At 69.7% G+C, this 17,941-nt stretch carries 13 protein-coding genes; 3 read left to right on the top strand and 10 right to left on the bottom strand.

The window, feature by feature from the left end; genetic code table 11:
- From VGF12_RS00750 to VGF12_RS00740, 3 genes are all read right to left on the bottom strand, one after another.
- Positions 1 to 2,569 (bottom strand): pitrilysin family protein (locus tag VGF12_RS00750; RefSeq protein ID WP_331174135.1); only part of this gene is annotated, 2,569 nt, incomplete at its 3' end.
- 91 nt (positions 2,570 to 2,660) lie between these two features.
- Entirely contained in the window at positions 2,661 to 4,223 is a 1,563-nt protein-coding gene (locus tag VGF12_RS00745; RefSeq protein ID WP_331174134.1) for an ATP-binding protein, read from the bottom strand.
- Positions 4,207 to 5,709 carry an ATPase domain-containing protein gene (locus VGF12_RS00740; protein WP_331174133.1) on the bottom strand — a complete coding sequence of 501 codons (1,503 nt, stop codon included), beginning with the start codon at positions 5,707 to 5,709 and terminating at the stop codon, positions 4,207 to 4,209. Before VGF12_RS00740 ends, VGF12_RS00745 begins: the two co-directional genes overlap by 17 nt.
- Positions 5,710 to 6,023: 314 nt before the next feature.
- Here VGF12_RS00740 and VGF12_RS00735 point away from each other — a divergent pair, with 314 nt between their 5' ends.
- From VGF12_RS00735 to VGF12_RS00725, 3 genes are read left to right on the top strand one after another with little or no spacing between them, the layout of a single operon-like run.
- Positions 6,024 to 8,399 (top strand): hypothetical protein, encoded by a 2,376-nt coding sequence (locus tag VGF12_RS00735; protein WP_331174132.1) that lies wholly within the window; start codon positions 6,024 to 6,026, stop codon positions 8,397 to 8,399.
- A complete protein-coding gene (locus tag VGF12_RS00730; protein ID WP_331174131.1) occupies positions 8,396 to 8,716 on the top strand; it encodes a DUF1360 domain-containing protein in 321 nt (106 codons plus the stop codon). The genes VGF12_RS00735 and VGF12_RS00730 overlap by 4 nt, the downstream gene beginning before the upstream one ends.
- A 3-nt stretch (positions 8,717 to 8,719) precedes the next feature.
- Positions 8,720 to 8,965: a hypothetical protein gene (locus VGF12_RS00725; protein ID WP_331174130.1), complete on the top strand. Its 246-nt coding sequence runs from the start codon at positions 8,720 to 8,722 to the stop codon at positions 8,963 to 8,965.
- 164 nt (positions 8,966 to 9,129) lie between these two features.
- On the opposite strand, the gene VGF12_RS00720 is transcribed toward VGF12_RS00725, so the two are convergent.
- The 7 genes from VGF12_RS00720 to VGF12_RS00690 all read right to left on the bottom strand — a co-directional run.
- On the bottom strand, positions 9,130 to 9,498 hold the full coding sequence (locus tag VGF12_RS00720) for a VOC family protein (RefSeq protein ID WP_331174129.1): 369 nt from the start codon (positions 9,496 to 9,498) through the stop codon (positions 9,130 to 9,132).
- Between the two features lie 281 nt (positions 9,499 to 9,779).
- The gene (locus tag VGF12_RS00715; protein WP_331174128.1) at positions 9,780 to 12,743 is read right to left on the bottom strand and encodes an EAL domain-containing protein; all 2,964 of its coding nucleotides are present in this window, start codon (positions 12,741 to 12,743) and stop codon (positions 9,780 to 9,782) included.
- 245 nt (positions 12,744 to 12,988) lie between these two features.
- Positions 12,989 to 14,158 (bottom strand): MFS transporter, encoded by a 1,170-nt coding sequence (locus tag VGF12_RS00710; RefSeq protein WP_331174127.1) that lies wholly within the window; start codon positions 14,156 to 14,158, stop codon positions 12,989 to 12,991.
- The gene (locus tag VGF12_RS00705; protein ID WP_331174126.1) at positions 14,155 to 15,522 is read right to left on the bottom strand and encodes a DNA recombination protein RmuC; all 1,368 of its coding nucleotides are present in this window, start codon (positions 15,520 to 15,522) and stop codon (positions 14,155 to 14,157) included. Before VGF12_RS00705 ends, VGF12_RS00710 begins: the two co-directional genes overlap by 4 nt.
- Positions 15,519 to 16,310, bottom strand: coding sequence for a hypothetical protein (locus VGF12_RS00700; RefSeq protein WP_331174125.1), 792 nt, complete (start codon positions 16,308 to 16,310; stop codon positions 15,519 to 15,521). Before VGF12_RS00700 ends, VGF12_RS00705 begins: the two co-directional genes overlap by 4 nt.
- Complete coding sequence (locus VGF12_RS00695) at positions 16,307 to 17,287, bottom strand: D-glycerate dehydrogenase (protein WP_331174124.1); 981 nt, start codon at positions 17,285 to 17,287, stop codon at positions 16,307 to 16,309. Before VGF12_RS00695 ends, VGF12_RS00700 begins: the two co-directional genes overlap by 4 nt.
- The coding region (locus VGF12_RS00690) for a sodium:proton antiporter (protein ID WP_331174123.1) at positions 17,284 to 17,941 on the bottom strand (658 nt) is incomplete at its 5' end. The genes VGF12_RS00695 and VGF12_RS00690, both read right to left, overlap by 4 nt.

Raw genomic sequence — 17,941 nt, 5'->3', positions numbered from 1 at the left:
CCATGCGCGCCACCTCCTCCTGCACGACCGCGATGACGCGGTCGCGCTTGTCGGGTGCATAGCTGGCCTGGATGGCAAAGCTGCCGGCGTTACCCCAGAAGCCCGCGCTGAGCGCGGCACCAATGCCGTAGGTCAGCCCTTCCTTCTGGCGCACACGTTCGGACAGGCGGCTCTCCAGCCCTCCGCCGCCGAAGATGTGCACGGCCAGCTCCAGGGCCGGGTAGTCGGGGTCTTCCGCGTTCAGCGGCAGCGCCTGGTGCAGGCGCACGATGGCGTTGGCCTTGTCGCGGGCGATGGCGTCGAAGCGCGCCGGCGGCACGGCGACGAGCTGCGGGATGTGGCGCACGAACTTCGGGGCCGCCGGCTTCTTCCAGTCACCGAAAAGCCGCTCCACCTCGGCATCCAGCCCCTCGGGCAACGCACCGACGACGCTGACCTGAGTTTCGTTCGCGCTCCAGTAGTCGGCGTAGAAGCGCTTCACGTCGTCCAGCGTCGTCGCCTTCAGGTTGGCGATTCGCTCATCCACGCCCATCACATAGTCCGGGTGGCCCAGGCTCACGCCGCGCGCCTGGTTGTAGTGGGCACGGGCGGCCTCCTGGCGTAGCACGCCAGGCTCCTGGCGCGAGGCCTCGATGCCGGCGATGGCCGCCTTGAGCTCGCGATCGAAGGCGCCCTGGGGCAGCTGCGGCCGGCGCAGCGCGTCGGCCGCCACGCGCAGGGCCGGCAGCAGCGTGTCGCGCTCGGCACTGACGAAGACGGTCGCACCCTGGTCGTAGCTCGTGACGTTGAAGCTGGCGCGCAGCTTGATGAGCGCGTCCTGGAGTTGCTGCCGGGTGTAGCCGGCGCTGCCCTCGTCCATCAACCGGCCGATGAGTCCGGTGCCGTTGCGCGCAAACGTGGCGTCGCGCTCGCCCCAGCGCAGCTGCATCAGCAGCACGACCGTATTGCCGCGCGTCTGCTTCCTCAGCGTGTGCAGCGAGATGCCGCTGGGCAGCACGGCGCGGCCCGTGCGCGTCTCGAGCACGGCGGGAACGGGGTCGAGCTGCTCGCCCTCCTCCACCTTGGGCGGCGCCTTGAGTTCCGCCAGGCGTTGCGCCAACGGCGGTGCGGCCGGGATCTCCACGCGCTCCACGCCACTGGCCGGCAGGTAGCGTCCCAGCGTACGGTTGGCTGGCCGGAAATAGGCGGCGCGCACGCGCTGCACGTCGGCCAGCGTGACCTTGGGGATGTCCTCCATCAGCTGGAACAGAAGTCGCCAGTCGCCCGCCGCGATGAGGCCGGAAATCTGCTGGATCAGCGCCTCGGGGCTCTTCATCTGCTGGCGGTAGCTGTTGACGGCGATGTCGCGCACGCGCGCCAGCTCGCTCTCGTCGAAAGGCTGGGCCGTGCGGCCCTCGGCCAGATCCAGCAGCAAGGTCTCGACCTTGGCCACGTCGGCATCCGGTGGCAGTACCGCATAGGCGCTGCTCAGGTTGGGATCTGCGCCGCCCACGCCGCCGATGCCGGCCGCCATGGCGAGCTTGGGCTCGACCAGCTGCTTGTAGAGCTGGCCGCTGGGCTGCAAGCTCATCAGCAGGCCGTAGACGATGAGGGCCGGCGTGTCAGGGTGGGTGATGGCCGGCACGTGGTAGTTGGCCAGCAGGATGGGCTGGCCGCCGACCCGGCGCACGACGACCGTACGCTCGCCGTCCTGGGCCGGCTCGACCGTGTAGGGCTGAGGCAGCGGCGCGGCGGGGCTGGCTAGGGCACCGAAGTGCCGACCGATCAGCGCCAGCGTGGCGGCCTTGTCGAAGGCGCCAGCAATCAGCAGCGTCGCGTTGTCGGGCCGGTAGTAGCGCCTGTAGAAGGCCTGCAGCTTCTCGATGGGCACATTCTCGATGTCGCTCCTGGGGCCGATGGTCGCGTGGCCGTAGGGATGCCAGGCGAAGGCCGCCGCGTTGACGCGCTGGCTGAGCACGGCGAAGGGCTGGTTCTCGCCGCGCTCGAACTCGTTGCGCACCACCGTCATCTCGGTGTCGAGGTCTGCCTTGGCGACGCGGCTTTCCAGCATGCGATCGGCCTCCAGGTCAAGCAGGAAGGCCAGCGTGTCCGTGTTCGCGTTGAAGCTTGCAAAGTAGTTAGTGCGATCCACCGTTGTCGTGCCGTTGAAGCGCACGCCGCGCTGGGCCATGGCGCCCGGGATGTCCTTCTGGCGCTGCGTGCCCTTGAACAGCATGTGCTCCAGCAGGTGCGCCATGCCGTACTCACCCGGTGCCTCGTGGCGGCTGCCGACGCGGTAGGTGATGTTGACGGTGGTCGTGGTCTGCGTCGTATCCGGGAAGAGCAGGATCTGCAGGCCGTTGGGTAGGCGGTACTCCTCGATGCCGCCCAGCTCGCGCACCAGCGCCGGGAGCGTCACGGCCGGCGCCGCCGGTGCGGTCGATGCGGCTGGCGTGGCGATCGCGGGCTTCGCCGCGGGCCGGCTTGCCGGTTTGGGCGCCAGCTGCGCCTGCGCCGCGCCCAGCGTCAGGCACAGCAAGGCCGCCACCAGAGGGCCAACCGGCCGCCATCCGTTCAGGGTCATCCTCATTCAGTCTGTCTCCACCGTGGATCTGTTCTCGGGACAGAGGCATTCTGCGCGGTTTCCACCGGCGGCCCGTTGGTCAGATCCCAACCGGGAGCTACAGGCGCGCCAGCAGTGCCGCCACGGCGGCCACGCTGGCCGGCTTGGTCAGGTGCTCGTCGAAGCCGGCGGCGCGCGACCGCTTCTTGTCCTCCTCCGAACCCCAACCCGTCAGCGCCACCAGCAGCGTCGAGGCGAAGCGCGGGTCCTGCCGCAACCGGGCGGCGAACTCGTGCCCGTCCATGCCCGGCATGCCGACGTCGCAGAACACGGCCTGGGGCAGGAAAGTCGCGGCACGGTGCAGGCCTGCCTGGCCGCTGTTCTCGACTTCGACTTCGTGACCCGACAGCGCCAGCAACATGGCCAGCGAGCTGGCGGCGTCGTCGTTGTCATCGACGACAAGGATCCGCACGGCCGGCGCCGCAGCTGGCGCGGCCTCGTCCTGCAGCGGCGCCGGCTCGGAGTCCCGCGCCGCCAGCGGTAGCTCCATCGTGAAGCTGCTGCCCAGGCCGGGCCCCGCGCTCTCGGCACTGACCCGTCCGCCATGCATCGTCACCAGGCTCCTGACCAGGGCCAGGCCGATGCCCAATCCGCCCTGGGCGCGCTCCAGTGACTGGTTCACCTGCGCAAACATGTCGAAGACGCGCGCGATCATCTCCTGCGGCAGGCCCACGCCGCTGTCGCGCACAGTCAGCACGGCCTGCTGGCCCGCGCGGGCCAGCGTGACGGCGATCCGCCCCCCGTCGGGCGTGTACTTCGCGGCGTTGTTCAGCAGATTGCTCAGCGACTGCGCCAGCCGCGTGAGGTCGCCGTCCACGCAGAGCGCCTCGTCAGGCAGCGTCACCGTCAGATGGTGGCTGCCACGCTCGATCAGCGGCTGGCAGGCCTCCAGCGCCATCTCAACGACACGCCGCATGTCCAGCGTCTCGCGCTGCAGCACCAGCTTGCCGGTGGTGATGCGAGACACCTCCAGCAGATCGTCGATGAGGCGCAGCAACTGGCTCATCTGCCGACCCATCATTTCGGTGACGCCTTTGAGCTGGGCCTCGTCCTGCCCCGGGCGCGACAACAGCTGCAGCCCCGTGCGGATGGGCGCGAGCGGGTTGCGCAGTTCGTGCGCCAGCGTGGCGAGGAACTCGTCCTTGCGCTGGTCGGCCTGGCGCAACGAGATGTCAGCACGCAGCAGGGAGTCGATCTGGTCGCGGATCTGGTATTGCCAGCGTCGCCCGCGCAGCGCCGTGCGCACCGCGCTGATCATCACGCGTGTCGACGTCGGGCGGTCCAGCGTGGTGAGGTTGCGCAGCCGGGCCTCGCGCAGCGCGGGTGCCTGCGTGCCCGCGCGGCACAGCGCCAGCACCGGCAGGTTGGACCACGGCGACTGCCTCTCCAGCACGTTGAGCAGCACCGCGAATCCCGGGTCGGTGAAGGCGAGGTCGGTGATCATCAAGGCCCCGGCGCCGTCGCGCATCAGCTCTTCGGCATGGCGCCAGCCCTCGGCTATGACAGCCTCGACACCTGCCTCGCGCAGCAGCTTATGCGTGACCTGGCCGTCGCGTGACGTCGGCGCCAGCACGACGACCCGCTCGCTGTAGGAGCCGCCCGGCTCATCCAGCTTGAGCATCCCCGGGCCCAGCCTTGGAGTGGGGGGGCGTCTCGACCTCCACGGGCACACCCGTCAGTACGCCGCGCAGATGCGCCAGCGGCGGGCCGAGATGGACACCCTGCGCGTCGAACCAGAGCTGACGGATGGTGTCCTCGTGGCGTCCGCTGCGCTTCTTGACCACGGATATCGCCTTGCGCACCGCACCCGCATGCTCGTACATCCTGAACAGCACGACGGCGTCGGCCAGGTAGCTGGCGTCGACGACGCTGCGGATGCCAGCGCCCGGCATGCTGGATTGCGCGGCCACGAGAAACGTGGCCACGCCATGGTTGCCCAGATAGCTGAGCAGCTCATGCAGTTGGATGGTCAGCGCGCGCGACTCCGGCATCGCGTTCAGGTAGCCGTTGAGACTGTCGATGACGACGACGCTCGCGCCGGCCAGCTCGACCGCCTCGCGAACGAGGTTGGCAAACTGGCTTGGCAGCACCTCGGCGGGATCGATCTGGCGCACCTCCAGCTTGCCCGGCCCGCACCCCTCCTCGACGTGCAGTCCCAGTGCCCGCAGCCGGTCAAGCAGCAGCGTACGCGCCTCCTCGAAGGTGAAGATGACGGCATGCGCGCCGCGCCGCGCAGCCGCTACCGCGTACTGTGCGGCGATGGTGGACTTGCCCGATCCGGCGGGACCGACGAGCAGCGTGGCCGTGCCACGCTCGGTGCCGCCCCCCAGCAGGGCGTCCATCGCCGGCACGCCACTGGGCACCACGGCGCGGTCAAAGGCTACGCCGTGATCGCTGGGCGTCAGGCGCGCGAACACCTTCAGCCCGCCCTGGCGCAAGACCAGGTCCTGACGCCCGCTGATGAAGTCGCTGCCGCGGAACTTGGTGACGTGCAACTGGCGCACCGCAGGGCCGTAGGCCGGCACCGTACGCTCCAGCGCGATGACGCCGTGCGCGATGCTGTGCACCTGGGTGTCGATGCCCTCCCCCGAGCGGTCGTCCAGCAAGAGCACCGTACAGCCGCGCCCGATGAAGAACTGCTTCAGCGCCAGGATCTGGCGGCGGTACCGCAACGACGTCTGCGCCAGCAGGCGCAGCTCGGACAGCGAATCGAGCACCATGCGGTGAGGCCGGTAGCGCTCCACCGCATCAAGGATGCGGCGGGTCGTGTCGTTGAGTTCCACTTCCGACGGGTGGTACATCGTCAGCTCGGAGTCGCCCAGCAACTGGCCCTCGTCCACGACGAGCTCGACGATCTCGACACCTTCCAGCGTCCAGCCATGCGAGGCGGCCCCGGCGCGCAGCTCCCCCGCCGTCTCACCCAACGTCACGTACAGCACATGTTCGCCGTCGCGTACGCCCTGCATCAGGTACTGCAGCGCCAGCGTCGTCTTGCCGGCGCCTGGCGCGCCGTCGATCAGGTACAGCTGCCCGGCGATCAGACCGCCGTGCAGGACCTCGTCCAGTCCCGGCACGCCACTCGCCGAACGGGTTTTGGCCGCGGTCATCCAGTTCTCCGGTCGTGAAGAAGGCGCAGCATCCCGCGGATGCAGCGCCATGCGAAACGAGTTTATGCCGCCATTGCACCTCGGCTGGTCCCCTAGAGCCGCGACGGCAGGGCCCGAATGCAAGGGTTGTAACGCTTAGGCCGGCGGCGGCCCGTGCACTGGTGAATATGCCCTGCCTGCCCTAGGGAGACGCCCGTCCCGCGCCCCGCCTAGCTTTGACACGAGGCGCCTCGAGCCCTTGCTGCCGTTCCCCGCCGAGCGCCCGCAGCCACTGCGGCGCCCGCCCTCGCCACGCCCGTTCAAGGAGGCAAACCATGGCCACCACGCCCAAACCGACCCGCCCCGCTCCCACCGCAGCCCTCCCAAAGGCCGATCTGCTGCCCCTCATGGCCGACGACGACGAACCGCTGGACGATGACTTCCACGCCGTGCTGGACGAGTTGCTCGCCGCTTACAAGCCCGTGCTGGAAGCCGACCTCCGGCGCGCCGAGTCATCTGACGCCCTCATCAAGGACGCCCTCGCCAACCCGCCCAGCTGCGAGGACGAATTCACGCAGGCCTTCGCGCTGTTCGAACGCTTCAGCCAGGAAGACGTCGCGCAGCGCCTGCTGCCTGTCGAGGTGCGCGAACAGCTCGGTCCGGTCGAGCGCTGGCGCTGGTGCCTGCTGCACCTGCGCTGCTGCATCGTCTTCGGCTGGCTGATGTGCCGCGGGCCACGCTCCTTCCGCGGCTCCAGCTATTACCTCTATCGCTACTGGCGCTGCGTGCGCGAGGTGCTGGGCGCGCCCGTCGCCAGCCCGCCCACGGTTGCCGAGCGGGCGGACTTCAGCCAGCTCGTCAAGGCCCTCGCCGAGGCCTACAAGCCCTACCTGGATGACCAGCTCGCCAATGTCGAGTTCGCACAAGGCCTGCCCGAGCAGGTGCTGGCCGGCCAGGTCGACTGCTTCGAGGACGGCGACGCCAACACCCGCATCCTCGAGCGCCTGCTGAGCACCGACACCGCCGCCGCGCTGATGGGCCGCGAGCTCATCGCCAAGCACCGCGCCGACCCCTTCTTCTGGTTCTGCCGCTGCTGGTGCCTGTGCGCCATCCGGTTCGGCTGCTGCCTGGCGCGCGCGCGCAACCTGCGCGACGTGTTCCGTTGCCTGCGCAGCTACCGCGCCTGCCTGCGCCGCTGCCAGCGTCCACTGCATTGCGCGCTGACCGGCCCTGCCGGCTGCGTGCGCGGCGAAACCGACATCCTGCCCGGTCGCATCCTTGAACCCCTGCACGGCGACGCCGAGGGCAGCAACTTCGGCCACTACGTCATCGAAGTGCGCAGCCCTGGCGGCAGCCTGCTCGCGGGCGCCATCGTCTACCCCAACAACTTCGCTCAGCCAGACGTGGCAGCCACCCAAGGCAACTTCTCGGTGTCGGGCGGCACGCTGGGCTGGGTGGACACGCGCAAGTGCGCGGTCGACGCCGGCATCGAGCTGCTGACCTCCAACACCTTCACGCTGACGCTGCGGGTCTTCGCGGCCAACGGCGCCGAGCTGCAGCCACCCTGCACAGGCAGCTTCGCGCTGTCGGTCAACGAGGTCTACATCAAGCGCCTCAGCGCGCCCTGGTCGGTGGACTACACCAACCCCAGCGAACCGCTGCGGGCCGCCGACAGCGCCTTGGCAATGCTGTCCACCATCGGCGGCGGCATGCACGTGCGCGGTACGGCAAATGTCTACGGCTGCCTGGGCGAGAAGATCCGCGAGTACACGATCTGGGCCATCCCCGACCCGACGTTCAGCGAGCCCCAGCCCGCGCCCTTCACCAGCATCGTTCCCGGCGGGGACTGGCGCCTCGTCACCCACATCGAGTTCAACCCGATGAGCATTGCCCAACCCAGCGGCCCGCCGATCAACTACACGGCCGACCAGGTGCGCAGCAGCAACGTGCTGGACGGCGACCCCACGCCCAGCGTCCTCACCAACGTGTGGAGCGCGCGCAGCGAATGCATCTGCGTGCACATCGACTCCACCAACTTCTGCACGTGCTGGAACGTGCCCTCGTTGGCGCCGAGCCCCTTCAACAGCGGCACACTGCCGCCACAGGACCCACCCAACCAGGAGGGCGCCACGGGCAAGTTCAGTGTCCTGCTGCAAGTCGTCGATACCGCCGGCAACACGTACTACGACCTCCAGCGCGCCTGGGTCGACAACGAGCCCATCCAGGCGGCCATCGTCGGCATCGGCAACCAGGCGCCCTGCTCCGACATGTACACGCAGACCCCCGAAGGCGTGTTCAAGACCGTGGATGTACGGGGCTACGCCTGGGACCAGTACATCGACCGCATGGACCTGAGCGCCCCCACGAGCAACAACTTCGACAGCTATCAGGTGCGCTTCGTCAAGCAGGGTGCCGTGTCGCCGCAGGTCCAGCTGATCAACTCGACCAACACCGTGCCGGCCCGCGCCGCCGCGCTGCCGGCCGAAAGCCTGACCACCGGCACGCTGACGCCTTGGAACCTGCAGGTGCTGGACGCCGCCAGCAATCCGCTGGGCCTGCCGGGAGACCAGTTGCTCGGACCGGGCGAAGCCTGCGTCTACAACGTCATCCTCGAGGCCTGGGACAAGACCGTCGTCGACGAAGGCACCGTGCACTACTCGGGCTGGGTGCTGTTCCCGATCAAGATCATCAACGGGCCGGAGCCTGTGTGACTCTGGACGACCTCGGCTTCTGGCCGCGCCTGGCACTGGCCGTGCTCGCAGCCTGGCGGCTGACCCATCTGCTGGCCGCCGAGGACGGCCCCTTCGGCCTCGTGCTCAAGCTGCGCCTGCAACTCGGCAACAGCGCCTGGGGCCAGCTGATGGACTGCCCCTACTGCGTGTCGCTGTGGGTGGCCTTGCCGCTGGCCCCGCTGCTGGCGACCGACCTCCTCGGCTGGGCGCTCGGCACGCTGGCGCTGTCAGGTGCTGTCTGTCTCCTCGAGGCCGGGCTGGACGCCCGCGCCCCGCGCCACCACCAGGAGGAATGAATCATGGGATGTTGCGGACAAGGCCGCGCCGCGTTGCGCCAAGCCACCAAGCCCACCGAGCCCCGGCCGGCCGCCGCGCCGAGCGAGCGGCGCGTGCTGGTGCACTACCGGGCCAGCGCACCGGTCGTCGTGCGCGGGGTAGCGAGCGGGCGGCTGTACGAGTTCGACGCCGGGCAACCCACGCTCTACGTCAGCGAGGGCGATGCGGCGGCACTGCTGAAGTCGAGGTGGTTCGAACGGCGGGATTGAAATCGTGCCGTGGGCGATGCCGAAGGCTGTTCATGCGTTGCGAGGCGGATGCTCGCAATCTCGCACGGACCACAGCGGAGCCGAAGCCCAAGCGTTGAGGTGTTCGCTGCGGTGACCACCTTCGGCATGTCCCCGGGACACGCCGAAGGCGTGTGCACGGGGTCCTACAACGCGGGCTTGTGACAGACCGCCTCGATGTTGTGCCCATCGGGACCGCTGACGAAAGCCCCGTAGTAGTCCGCATGGTAGTGCGGCCTCAAACCGGGGGCTCCGTTGTCCTTGCCACCTGCGGCCAGGGCGGCTTTGTAGAAGGCATCCACCTCGGCACGGGAATCGGCTGCTATGGCGATGTGCAGGTGGGCCGGAACTTCCTTCGTTTCGGAAAGCCACATCGAGGGTTTGCCGTTGCGACCCAGGCCGACGCCATAGGGTCCCTCCATGGCTATCGAGACCCCCAGCGGTTCAAGCGCGCTGAGAAAGAACGCCTTGCTCTGCGCAAGGTTGGTAACTCCGAAGCCGAAGTGATCAAACATCATTCCTCCTTAGGGACAAGCGCCTCATGACCTCGAGCCGCACGGTTCCCGCGGTGCCAGGCTCGTGACACCGGTTCGGGAAGCGCCGACTGTCCCCCCAATGTGCCACCGATCGGATAGACCGCTGGGTGTCAAAGGTGGAACAAGGCGGCGATCCCCGCCGATGGCGGTGGTCTGCGGCGCACACGCCAGGCAGCGCAAGGGGGGCTGCGACGCTGCGCGTCCATGCGCCTGCCGACCTCCTTGCGCCTCACCGCGTCAGTCCGCCGCGATCCAAGCCCCTAGCGCCGCCACGGCGCATTCCGTATCGCCTCGCTCGCCTCCGACTCCGGCAGCGCCTTCGCGAACAGCCACCCCTGTCCCACCTGCACGCCCAGCTGCGCCAGCAACGCGGCCTGCTTTTCATCCTCGACGCCTTCGGCCAGCGTCTGCTTGCCCAGCGCAAGGGCCAGCCCGGCGATGGTGCGGACGATCTCCTGGGCCTCGCGGCCCTGGCCCAGGCGGATGACGAAGCTGCGGTCCACCTTCAACGCGTCGAAAGGGAAGCGGTGCAGGTAGGCCAGCGACGAGTAGCCGGTGCCGAAGTCGTCGATGCTGAGCTTGAAGCCCATGCGCGCCAGCTCCTGCAGCACCTCGGCGCTGCGCTGCGGGTTGGCCATGGCCATGCTTTCAGTGACTTCGAGCTTGAGGCGGCGCGCAGGGACCTCACCGAGGGCGGCCAGCGTGGCACGCGCATCGGCCAGCAGTTGGATGTCGCGCTCCAGTTGCACGCCTGACAGGTTCACCGCCACCTCGCCCGCGAACCCCAGCGGCTGCCAGCGCCGCAGCTGGCTCGCCGCCTCCAGCAGCGCCCAGCGGCCGATGGCGCGGATCTGGCCACTGGCCTCGGCGACAGGGATGAAGTCACCCGGCATGATGAGGCCTTTGGTCGGGTGCTGCCAGCGGATCAGCGCCTCGAAACCAAGCAGGCTGCGGTCCGCCAGTCTCACGAAGGGCTGGTAGTGCAAATGGAACTGGTCGCCGCTGACCAGGGCCGCGTCGATGGCCTCGCGCAGCCAGCGGCGCGACTGCTCGACGAGTTGCTCGGCCGGATCAAACTCATGCATCTGGCCGGCACCGCTGGATTTGGCATGCGCCAGCGCCCCTTCGGCCGCAGCCAGCAACTCGTCAGCCGTGGCAGGGCCGTGGCGGCGCTGGGCCCAGGCGATGCCGGCCGTGAGCTGCAGCGCGGGCGTGACGACGTTGAACGGTTGCTGTAGCAGGGCCTGCACGCTGCGCGCCAAGGCGGCAGCGCCGTCGCCGCCGGCGAGCAGCATGGCGAACTGGTCCGGGCCGATGCGGGCCACGAGGTGACGTGCCCCGAAGGCCATGCGCAGGCGCGAGGCCAGCTCGGTGAGCACTGCGTCGCCGGCCACCGGGCCATGGCTCTCGTTGAGCGCTCGAAACCCGTCCAGTCCCAGCAACAGCAAGCCGGTCTCCGGTGCCGGCAGCCCGGTAAGCAGCTGCGTCAGCTGCTCGCGGAACAGCACGCGGTTGGCCAGCCCCGTGAGGCGGTCGTGCAACGCGTCGAAGCTGATCTGGCGCTGCAGGCGCTGGCTTTCGGAGATGTCGGTCAGCGACCCGGCCATGCGCACGGGCCGGCCGCCCGGGCCTTCACGATCGCGAACCGCCAGGCCCCGCGCCAGCAGCCATCGCTCCTGGCCACCCTGATTGAAATGCAGCACGTGGTGGAACTGCAGGCTGCGCCCGTCGAGGTGGGCCTGAAGCTCGGTCTCGAAGGCGCTGCGGGCGGCGGGCTCCAACGGCAACGTCCAGGCCCGGATGGTGTGGCCGGCCTCAGCGGCAGACAGGCCCATCAGCGCCAGCCAGCGCGGCGAGTAGTAGACCTCGCCCCCGTCTTCGTTGGCCGTCAGGTCCCAATCCCACAGGCCGTCGTTGGCGCCTTGGGCCGCGAGCGCATAGCGCTGCTCGCTGGCGGCCAGGCGCCGGGCTGCGTCGCGGCGCTGGCTCTGCTCGGCGCCGGCACGCAGCGCGCTGCCCCCCAGCGTCGCCATGAGCAGGGCCAGCAGCGGCGGCGCCAGTGAGAAGACGAGGTAGTGGCGCTCGAATGCCCATTGCGCGGCGGCCAGCAGCATCAGCACGCCCAAGCCGATGAGCAGCAACGCCGTGCCCAGCGGCCGCCAGGCGAGCAGCAGCACCGCCGCCAGAGGCAGCAGCACCACGGCCGCGAGCTCGACCGCACCGCCCCAGGCCGGGTTCACGAGGCTGCGTCCGGTCAGCAGGTTGTCGGTGACGGTGGCGATGCGCTCCATGCCGGGCAGACGAGCATCGAAGGGAGATGGCACGTGGTCGCCCGCAGCCAGGGCCGACACGCCCAGCACGGCGATGCGGCCGTGCAGCCGGGCCGGATCCACACGGCCGGCGAGCAGCTCGGCGAAGCCCACGCCGTCGAAACTGCCACTGCGGCCGTAGTAGTTCACGCCGATGCGCGACAGCTCATCCAGCGGCAGGCGCAGCGCATCGCCCACGCTGACCTCGGCGCCGAAGCGGGCATGCGCCCGCCCCCAGTCGGCGCCTCGCACGAAGGCGGCCAGCCGCAGCGGCAACGAGGGGTAGACCTTGTCGCCCAGGCGCAGCACGGGCAAGTCGCGGCGCAGGCTGCCATCGCTGCCGGGCTTGGCGCTGATGTGACCCAGGCCCGCAGCGCTCTGCGCCAGCCCGGCTTCGGGGGCGACGAGGCGGCGGGGCCGGTAGAAGGCCTCGCTGCGCGCCAGCGCCGCAGCGCCGTCATAGCGCGGCAGGGCTTGAGCCTGCACGGACGCGAGCGCCTCCGCATCTCCCTCCCCGTCATCGGGCAGGGAGAAGGGAATCAGGGTGCAGGCACAGGCCTTCATCGCCGCGGCCAGGGCGGCGCTCCCTTCGGCGGTGCCGCCGCCGGGCAGCAGCAGGATGTCCAGCGCCACGGCCCGCACGCCGCCGGCATGCAGCGCCTGCACCGCGCGAGCGATCTCAGCGCGGTCGGGGACGCGTCCGCCGAGTGCCTCCAGCGTCGAATCGTCCACGCGCACCAGCAGCAGCGGCAGCTCTCGGCCCGGCGCCAGCGGGCCTCGCCATGCCGTCTGCCAGTCTTGCAGCCAGTGGTCAGGCCGCTCCAGGGCCGGCACGTCGGTCCGCAAGAAAGCCATGGCCAGCCCCACCAGCACGGCGGCCAGCACGACCAGGGCATAACCAAGGCGGGCTCTCAACCCGGCGCTCCAACGCCGACGACCAGGGCGTGCATCCAGGGCCTCCAGTCACGCCAGTAGAACGGATGGGACGTGAGCCCGCTACCGCGTTTTCCTGCGCTCGCCTCAGGCCGTGGGGCGCGCTGTCGGGCCGAGCGCCAGGCCCGGCCCAGGCCGACCCACGTTGGCGCGGGGCTTGCAGCTCGATGCCGCAAGCCTTGCCGCCCGCCCGGGAGCCCCGCCGAGATGCGCCTTGGACGAGGGGACTACAGCTTGCGCGCGGGCCACTGCGCAGCGAGCAGCACCGAGCCCATCAGCCACATCGGCGCCGCCGTGGCCGTGGCGACGGCCAGCATGCCAAAGCCGGCCGGCATGGCCACGGTGGCGCCGTTCAACGTCAGCATGCGCAGGCCCAGCGCCTGGCCGTGGCGCTCGGGCGGCGTCGCACGGTGAAGCATCGCCAGGATCATGGGCTGCACGGAGCCCAGGGCCGTGCCGAGCAAGGCCGAGCCGCAGATGAGGCCCAAGGTACCCGGCAGCCAGGCATAGGCAAAGAAGGTCAGCGTCGCGACCGTCATTGCGGCGCGCAGCGCGCGGCCCTCGTCGATGTCGTCGGCGAAGCGCACGATGGCCAGACGCACGACGGTGGCCGCCACCGCAAAGCTGCCCAGCACCAGCCCGATGCTGGCCGCCGACAGGCCGCGCGCATGGCCCACGACGGGGACGACGAAGGTGTGCGCATCCCAGCCGGCCGACAGGGCCAGGTTCACCACCAAAAGGCGCCGATAGACGGGCAGGCGAAACAAGTCCCAGGCGGCACGGTCGCGAAAGCTCTGCGAGTGGACCTTGGGCGGGTTGCGCGGCACCTTGCGGCCCAGCACCCAGGCCAGCACCGGCAGCGCCGTCGCGAAGGCGAACGCAGCGGTCATGCCGATGTGGTCGATCAGCAGGCCAGCGATGATGGGCGAGACGGCGTTGGACAACGCCGGCCCCAGCGCCATCCAGCTGAAGATCTTCTTGAGCTCGCCGGGCTCCTCGGCCATCAGCCCGGCTTCGCGCTGCATGGCCACGGCCGCCACGGCAACGGCGCCGCCGCACAGCAGACAGCCCAGCGCAATGGCCCAGAGTTGCTGCACCGCCAGCGCCAGCAGCGCACCCGCGAAGGCGAGTGCCACGCCCACGCCCACCGGGCGGTGAAAGCCATGCCGATCGGCCAACCGCCCGGCCCACAGCGACAGCACGATGGGCGCCACCGCGAAGAGACTGAGCAGCATGCCCACCGAGGCCTCGCCGTAGCCCTGGTTCAGCACCCACAGGCTGGCGGTGACGCGCGTGGTCGCCATGCAGGCATGCACGCAGATCATCGTGGCGACCAGCCACACGAAGGCATGGCGCAGGTTCTGGTGCGCCACCGCCGCTTCGGGGCCAGGGCTCACTCGGCGTCCTCGCCGAGGCCCAGTTGCAGCATGCGCTGTGCGGCGTCGTCCGGCAGCGCCTCCACGCCCTTGAGCTTGCGCGTCATCGCACGCGTGCGCACCTCCGCGGCGTCCAGCGTGTTGCCGGCCTCCTCCAGCTTCTTCTTGGCCTTGGCCAGCACGTCACCGAACTTGCCGAACTCCGTCTTGACGGCGCCCAGCACCTCCCACACCTCGGCAGAGCGCTTCTCCAGCGCCAGCGTGCGAAAGCCCATCTGCAGGCTGGTCAGCGTGGCCAGCAATGTGGTGGGGCCACAGAGCATCACCTTGAACTCACGCTGCAGGCCTTCCACCAGACCGGGACGTCGCAGGGCCTCGGCATACAAGCCCTCGGTGGGCACGAAGAGGATGCCGAAGTCGGTGGTGTGCGGCGGGGCGATGTATTTTTCGCGGATCGTGCGGGCCTCGAGCCGCAAGCGGTTCTCGATCGCCTTGGCCGACGCCTCGGCCGCAGCGGGGTCGCCCCGCTCCTGTGCATCCAGCAAGCGCTCGTAGTCCTCGCGCGGGAATTTGGCGTCGATGGGCAGCCACAGCGGCTTGCCGTCGTCACGCTGACCCGGCAGCGAAATCGCGAACTCCACCCGCTCCGACGAGCCCGGCAGCGTCGCAACGTTGGCAGCGTACTGCTCAGGCGTGAAGACCTGCTCCAGCAGGCCCGCCAATTGCACCTCACCGAACACGCCGCGCGTCTTGACGTTGGTCAGCACCCGATTCAGCGAGCCAACGTCGCGCGCCAGGTTCTGCATCTCTCCGAGGCCCTTGTGCACCTGTTCCAGGCGCTCGGCCACCTGCTTGAAGCTCTCGCCCAAGCGCTGCTCCAGCGTCGCGTGCAGCTTCTCGTCGACCGTGGCGCGCATCTGCTCGAGCTTCTTCTCGTTGTCCTGCTGGATGCTGGTCAGGCGTTGTTCCACCGTCAGGCGCAGTTCCGCCAGGCGCTGGTCGTTGGTCTTGGAGAGCGCCTGCAACTGCTCGCGCATGGCGTCGTTCAGGCGCTGCATGGACTCGGCCTGCGCCTGCGCGCTGCGCAGCGCCGCGGCGTCCTGCGCCTCGCGCGCGGCCAGCGCCTGCTGGGCCAGCGACTGGTTGCTGCCCTGCAGGCCCTGCGTCAGCACCTGCTGGAACTGGGCCAGCCCCTGCAGCAGCTCCTGGCGCGTACTGCTCGCGCTGCGGCCCAACTCGTCGCGCAGCTCGCGCTCCAGCCGCTCGTTGCTCTGCAGCAGCTCGGGCGCCACGCCGACCTGGGGCTTGTGGCGGACCCAGATCAGAACCAGCAGGACAAGGATCAGGGCCAGCAGGCCCAGCGTCAGCAGTTCCGGCAGGTTCATGGTGCCACCAGGCCGGCGACGGCCTTGGGCAGTTCGGCCTCGATAAGGGCCTCCAGCGCCTTCACGCGCTGCTCGGCCGTCGTCGCGGCCCAGGGGTTGGCGGCGTCGGCAGCCACCGGCAGGCGACCGGCCACGGCCAGGGATTGCTCGCGCTTGAGTTTGAGGTCACCCAGGTCCACCAGCGCGACCCGGATGGAGACGTAGGGCGCCAAGACCGCCAGTCCGGGCTGGCCGTCGAAGCCGATCTGGCCATTGGGACGCTGGTCCAGCACGAAGCCAGGCCCCTCGAGCGTGGCGAGGATACGCGCCGGCAGCGTCGCGGCAAGCGCCGGCTCCTGGCGGCTGCGGGTGACGAGCAGCAGCCTGGCGGCCCCGCTCTGGCGCACCGCGTCGCCGAGCTTGCCGGGCAGGCTGAGCTTGCCATCGACGAAGAGGTTGGCCGGGTCGCCGAACAGGCTGCGCGTCGTCGACGTGTAGAGCTTGGCCTCGCGATCCTTGCCGACGGCTTTGACGGCCTCGTTCAAGGCCTGCAGCACTGCGTTGTCCAGGCCGCCAGCCGGCGATGACGTCCATTCGCCGGACTGCACCGTGTCGCCGCGCGCGGGACTCAGGCTGAGAAGTTGCACGCTGTCGCCCAGCAAGGACAGGGCGGCGAACTTGTTGGGGTCGCGCGGCGCCTTGTCCTCGACGGCGGGCGCGGGCGGCGGCGGCGCGGCCAGGTTCTTCAGCGACTGGCCGAAGGCGATGGCGGGCAGCAGGGGGAGCAGGTACAGCAGGCGGCGTTTCATGCGGAGAGGACTTGGGGATTCAGCGGCGTGGGGGGCGGTCGCGACGTCAGCGCGGCGACCAGATTGTCGGCGGCCAACGTCGCCATCGCGATGCGGGTGGGCAGGGTCGCGCTGGCGATGTGGGGCGTCAGCACGACATTGGGCAGGGTCAGCAGCGCCGGATTCACCCGCGGCTCACCCTCGAAGACGTCCAGGCCCGCGGCGGCGATGCGCTGCTCGCGCAGCGCGGCGGCCAGCGCGTCCTCGTCGACGATGCCGCCGCGGGCCACGTTGATCAGCGTCGCCGTCGGCTTCATCAGGGCGATCTCGGCGGCGGCAATGCTGTGGTGCGATTCGGCCGAATAGGGCAGCACGAGGACGAGGTGGTCGGCCTGGCGCAGCAGCTCGTCCTTGGCCACATAACGCGCGCCGAGTTCGGTCTCCGTCTCGGCAGCCAGGCGCGAGCGGTTGTGATAGATCACGTTCATGCCAAAGCCGAAGCGGCCCCGGCGCGCGATGGCCTGGCCGATGCGCCCCATGCCGAGGATGGCGAGCGTGCTGCCATGCACTTCGGAGCCGGCCAGGAAGTCCCAGGCCCAGCTCTTCCAGCGGCCGTCGCGCAGCAGCCGTTCGCCCTCGCTCATGCGCCGGGCCGTGGCCATCAGCAGCGCGAAGCCGAAGTCGGCCGTCGACTCGGTCAATACGTCGGGCGTGTTGGTGACGAGCACGCCGCGCGCCGTGCAGGCAGCCAGGTCGATGTGGTTGTAGCCCACGCTCATCGTGCAGACGGCCTTCAGGTCCGGGCAGGCGTCCAGCAGTTCGGCCGTGATGCGTTCGGTGCCGGTGATGTACGCCCCGGCCTTGCCGGCCAGGCGCTCGCGCAGTGCGTCGGCGCCCAGCGGCTCCTCGCCCTGCACCGCATCCACGTCGAAATGGGCCGAGAGCTTCTCGATCACCTCCGCCGGCGCGCGCCGCGCAACAAGAATTTTGGGCTTCATCTCATCCATATCCAGGCCATCACGAAGAGTAGCGGCAGCAACACCGCGCAGGACCACAGCAGATAGCCGCCGAAGCTCGGCATCTTGACACCCCGCTGCTCGGCGATGGCCTTGACCATGAAATTGGGGGCATTGCCGATGTAGGTCATGGCGCCCATGAAGACGGCGCCGCCGGAGATGGCCGCCAGCACGGCGGCCCCCTCGCCCATCAAACGCTGGGCGTCGCCGCCGGCGAGGTTGAAAAAGGCCAGATAGGTCGGCGCGTTGTCCAGCACCGAAGACAGCCCGCCTGTGAACCAGAAGTAGGCCCAGGGCGAATCGAGGCGGCTGGCCACCGGCGCGAACACGCCGGCCGGGCCGGCCTTGAGCATCGCCATGACCGGCACCATGGTCAGGAAGATGGCAATGAAGAGCTTGGCCACCTCCTGCATGGGCGCCCAGCTGAAGCGGTTCTTCTCCCGCACGCCGGACGGCGTGATCCACAACGACACCGCCGTCACCGCGAGCAGGCCCGCATCGCGCACCAGGGCCTGCAGCGGCAACGGCGTCCCCCAGAGGTCGAAGACGATGCCGGGTTTCCAGTTGCCGCTCATCAGCACCAGGCCCACGGCCGCGGCAAGCGGCAGCAGGTTGACCGCGCCTTCCAGGCCCAGC

The sequence above is a fragment of the Roseateles sp. genome, from assembly GCF_036404855.1.
Taxonomy (GTDB): domain Bacteria; phylum Pseudomonadota; class Gammaproteobacteria; order Burkholderiales; family Burkholderiaceae_C; genus Pelomonas.
The sequence above is the reverse complement of the archived record's forward strand: the minus strand, read 5'-3'. Positions and strand labels throughout refer to the sequence as shown.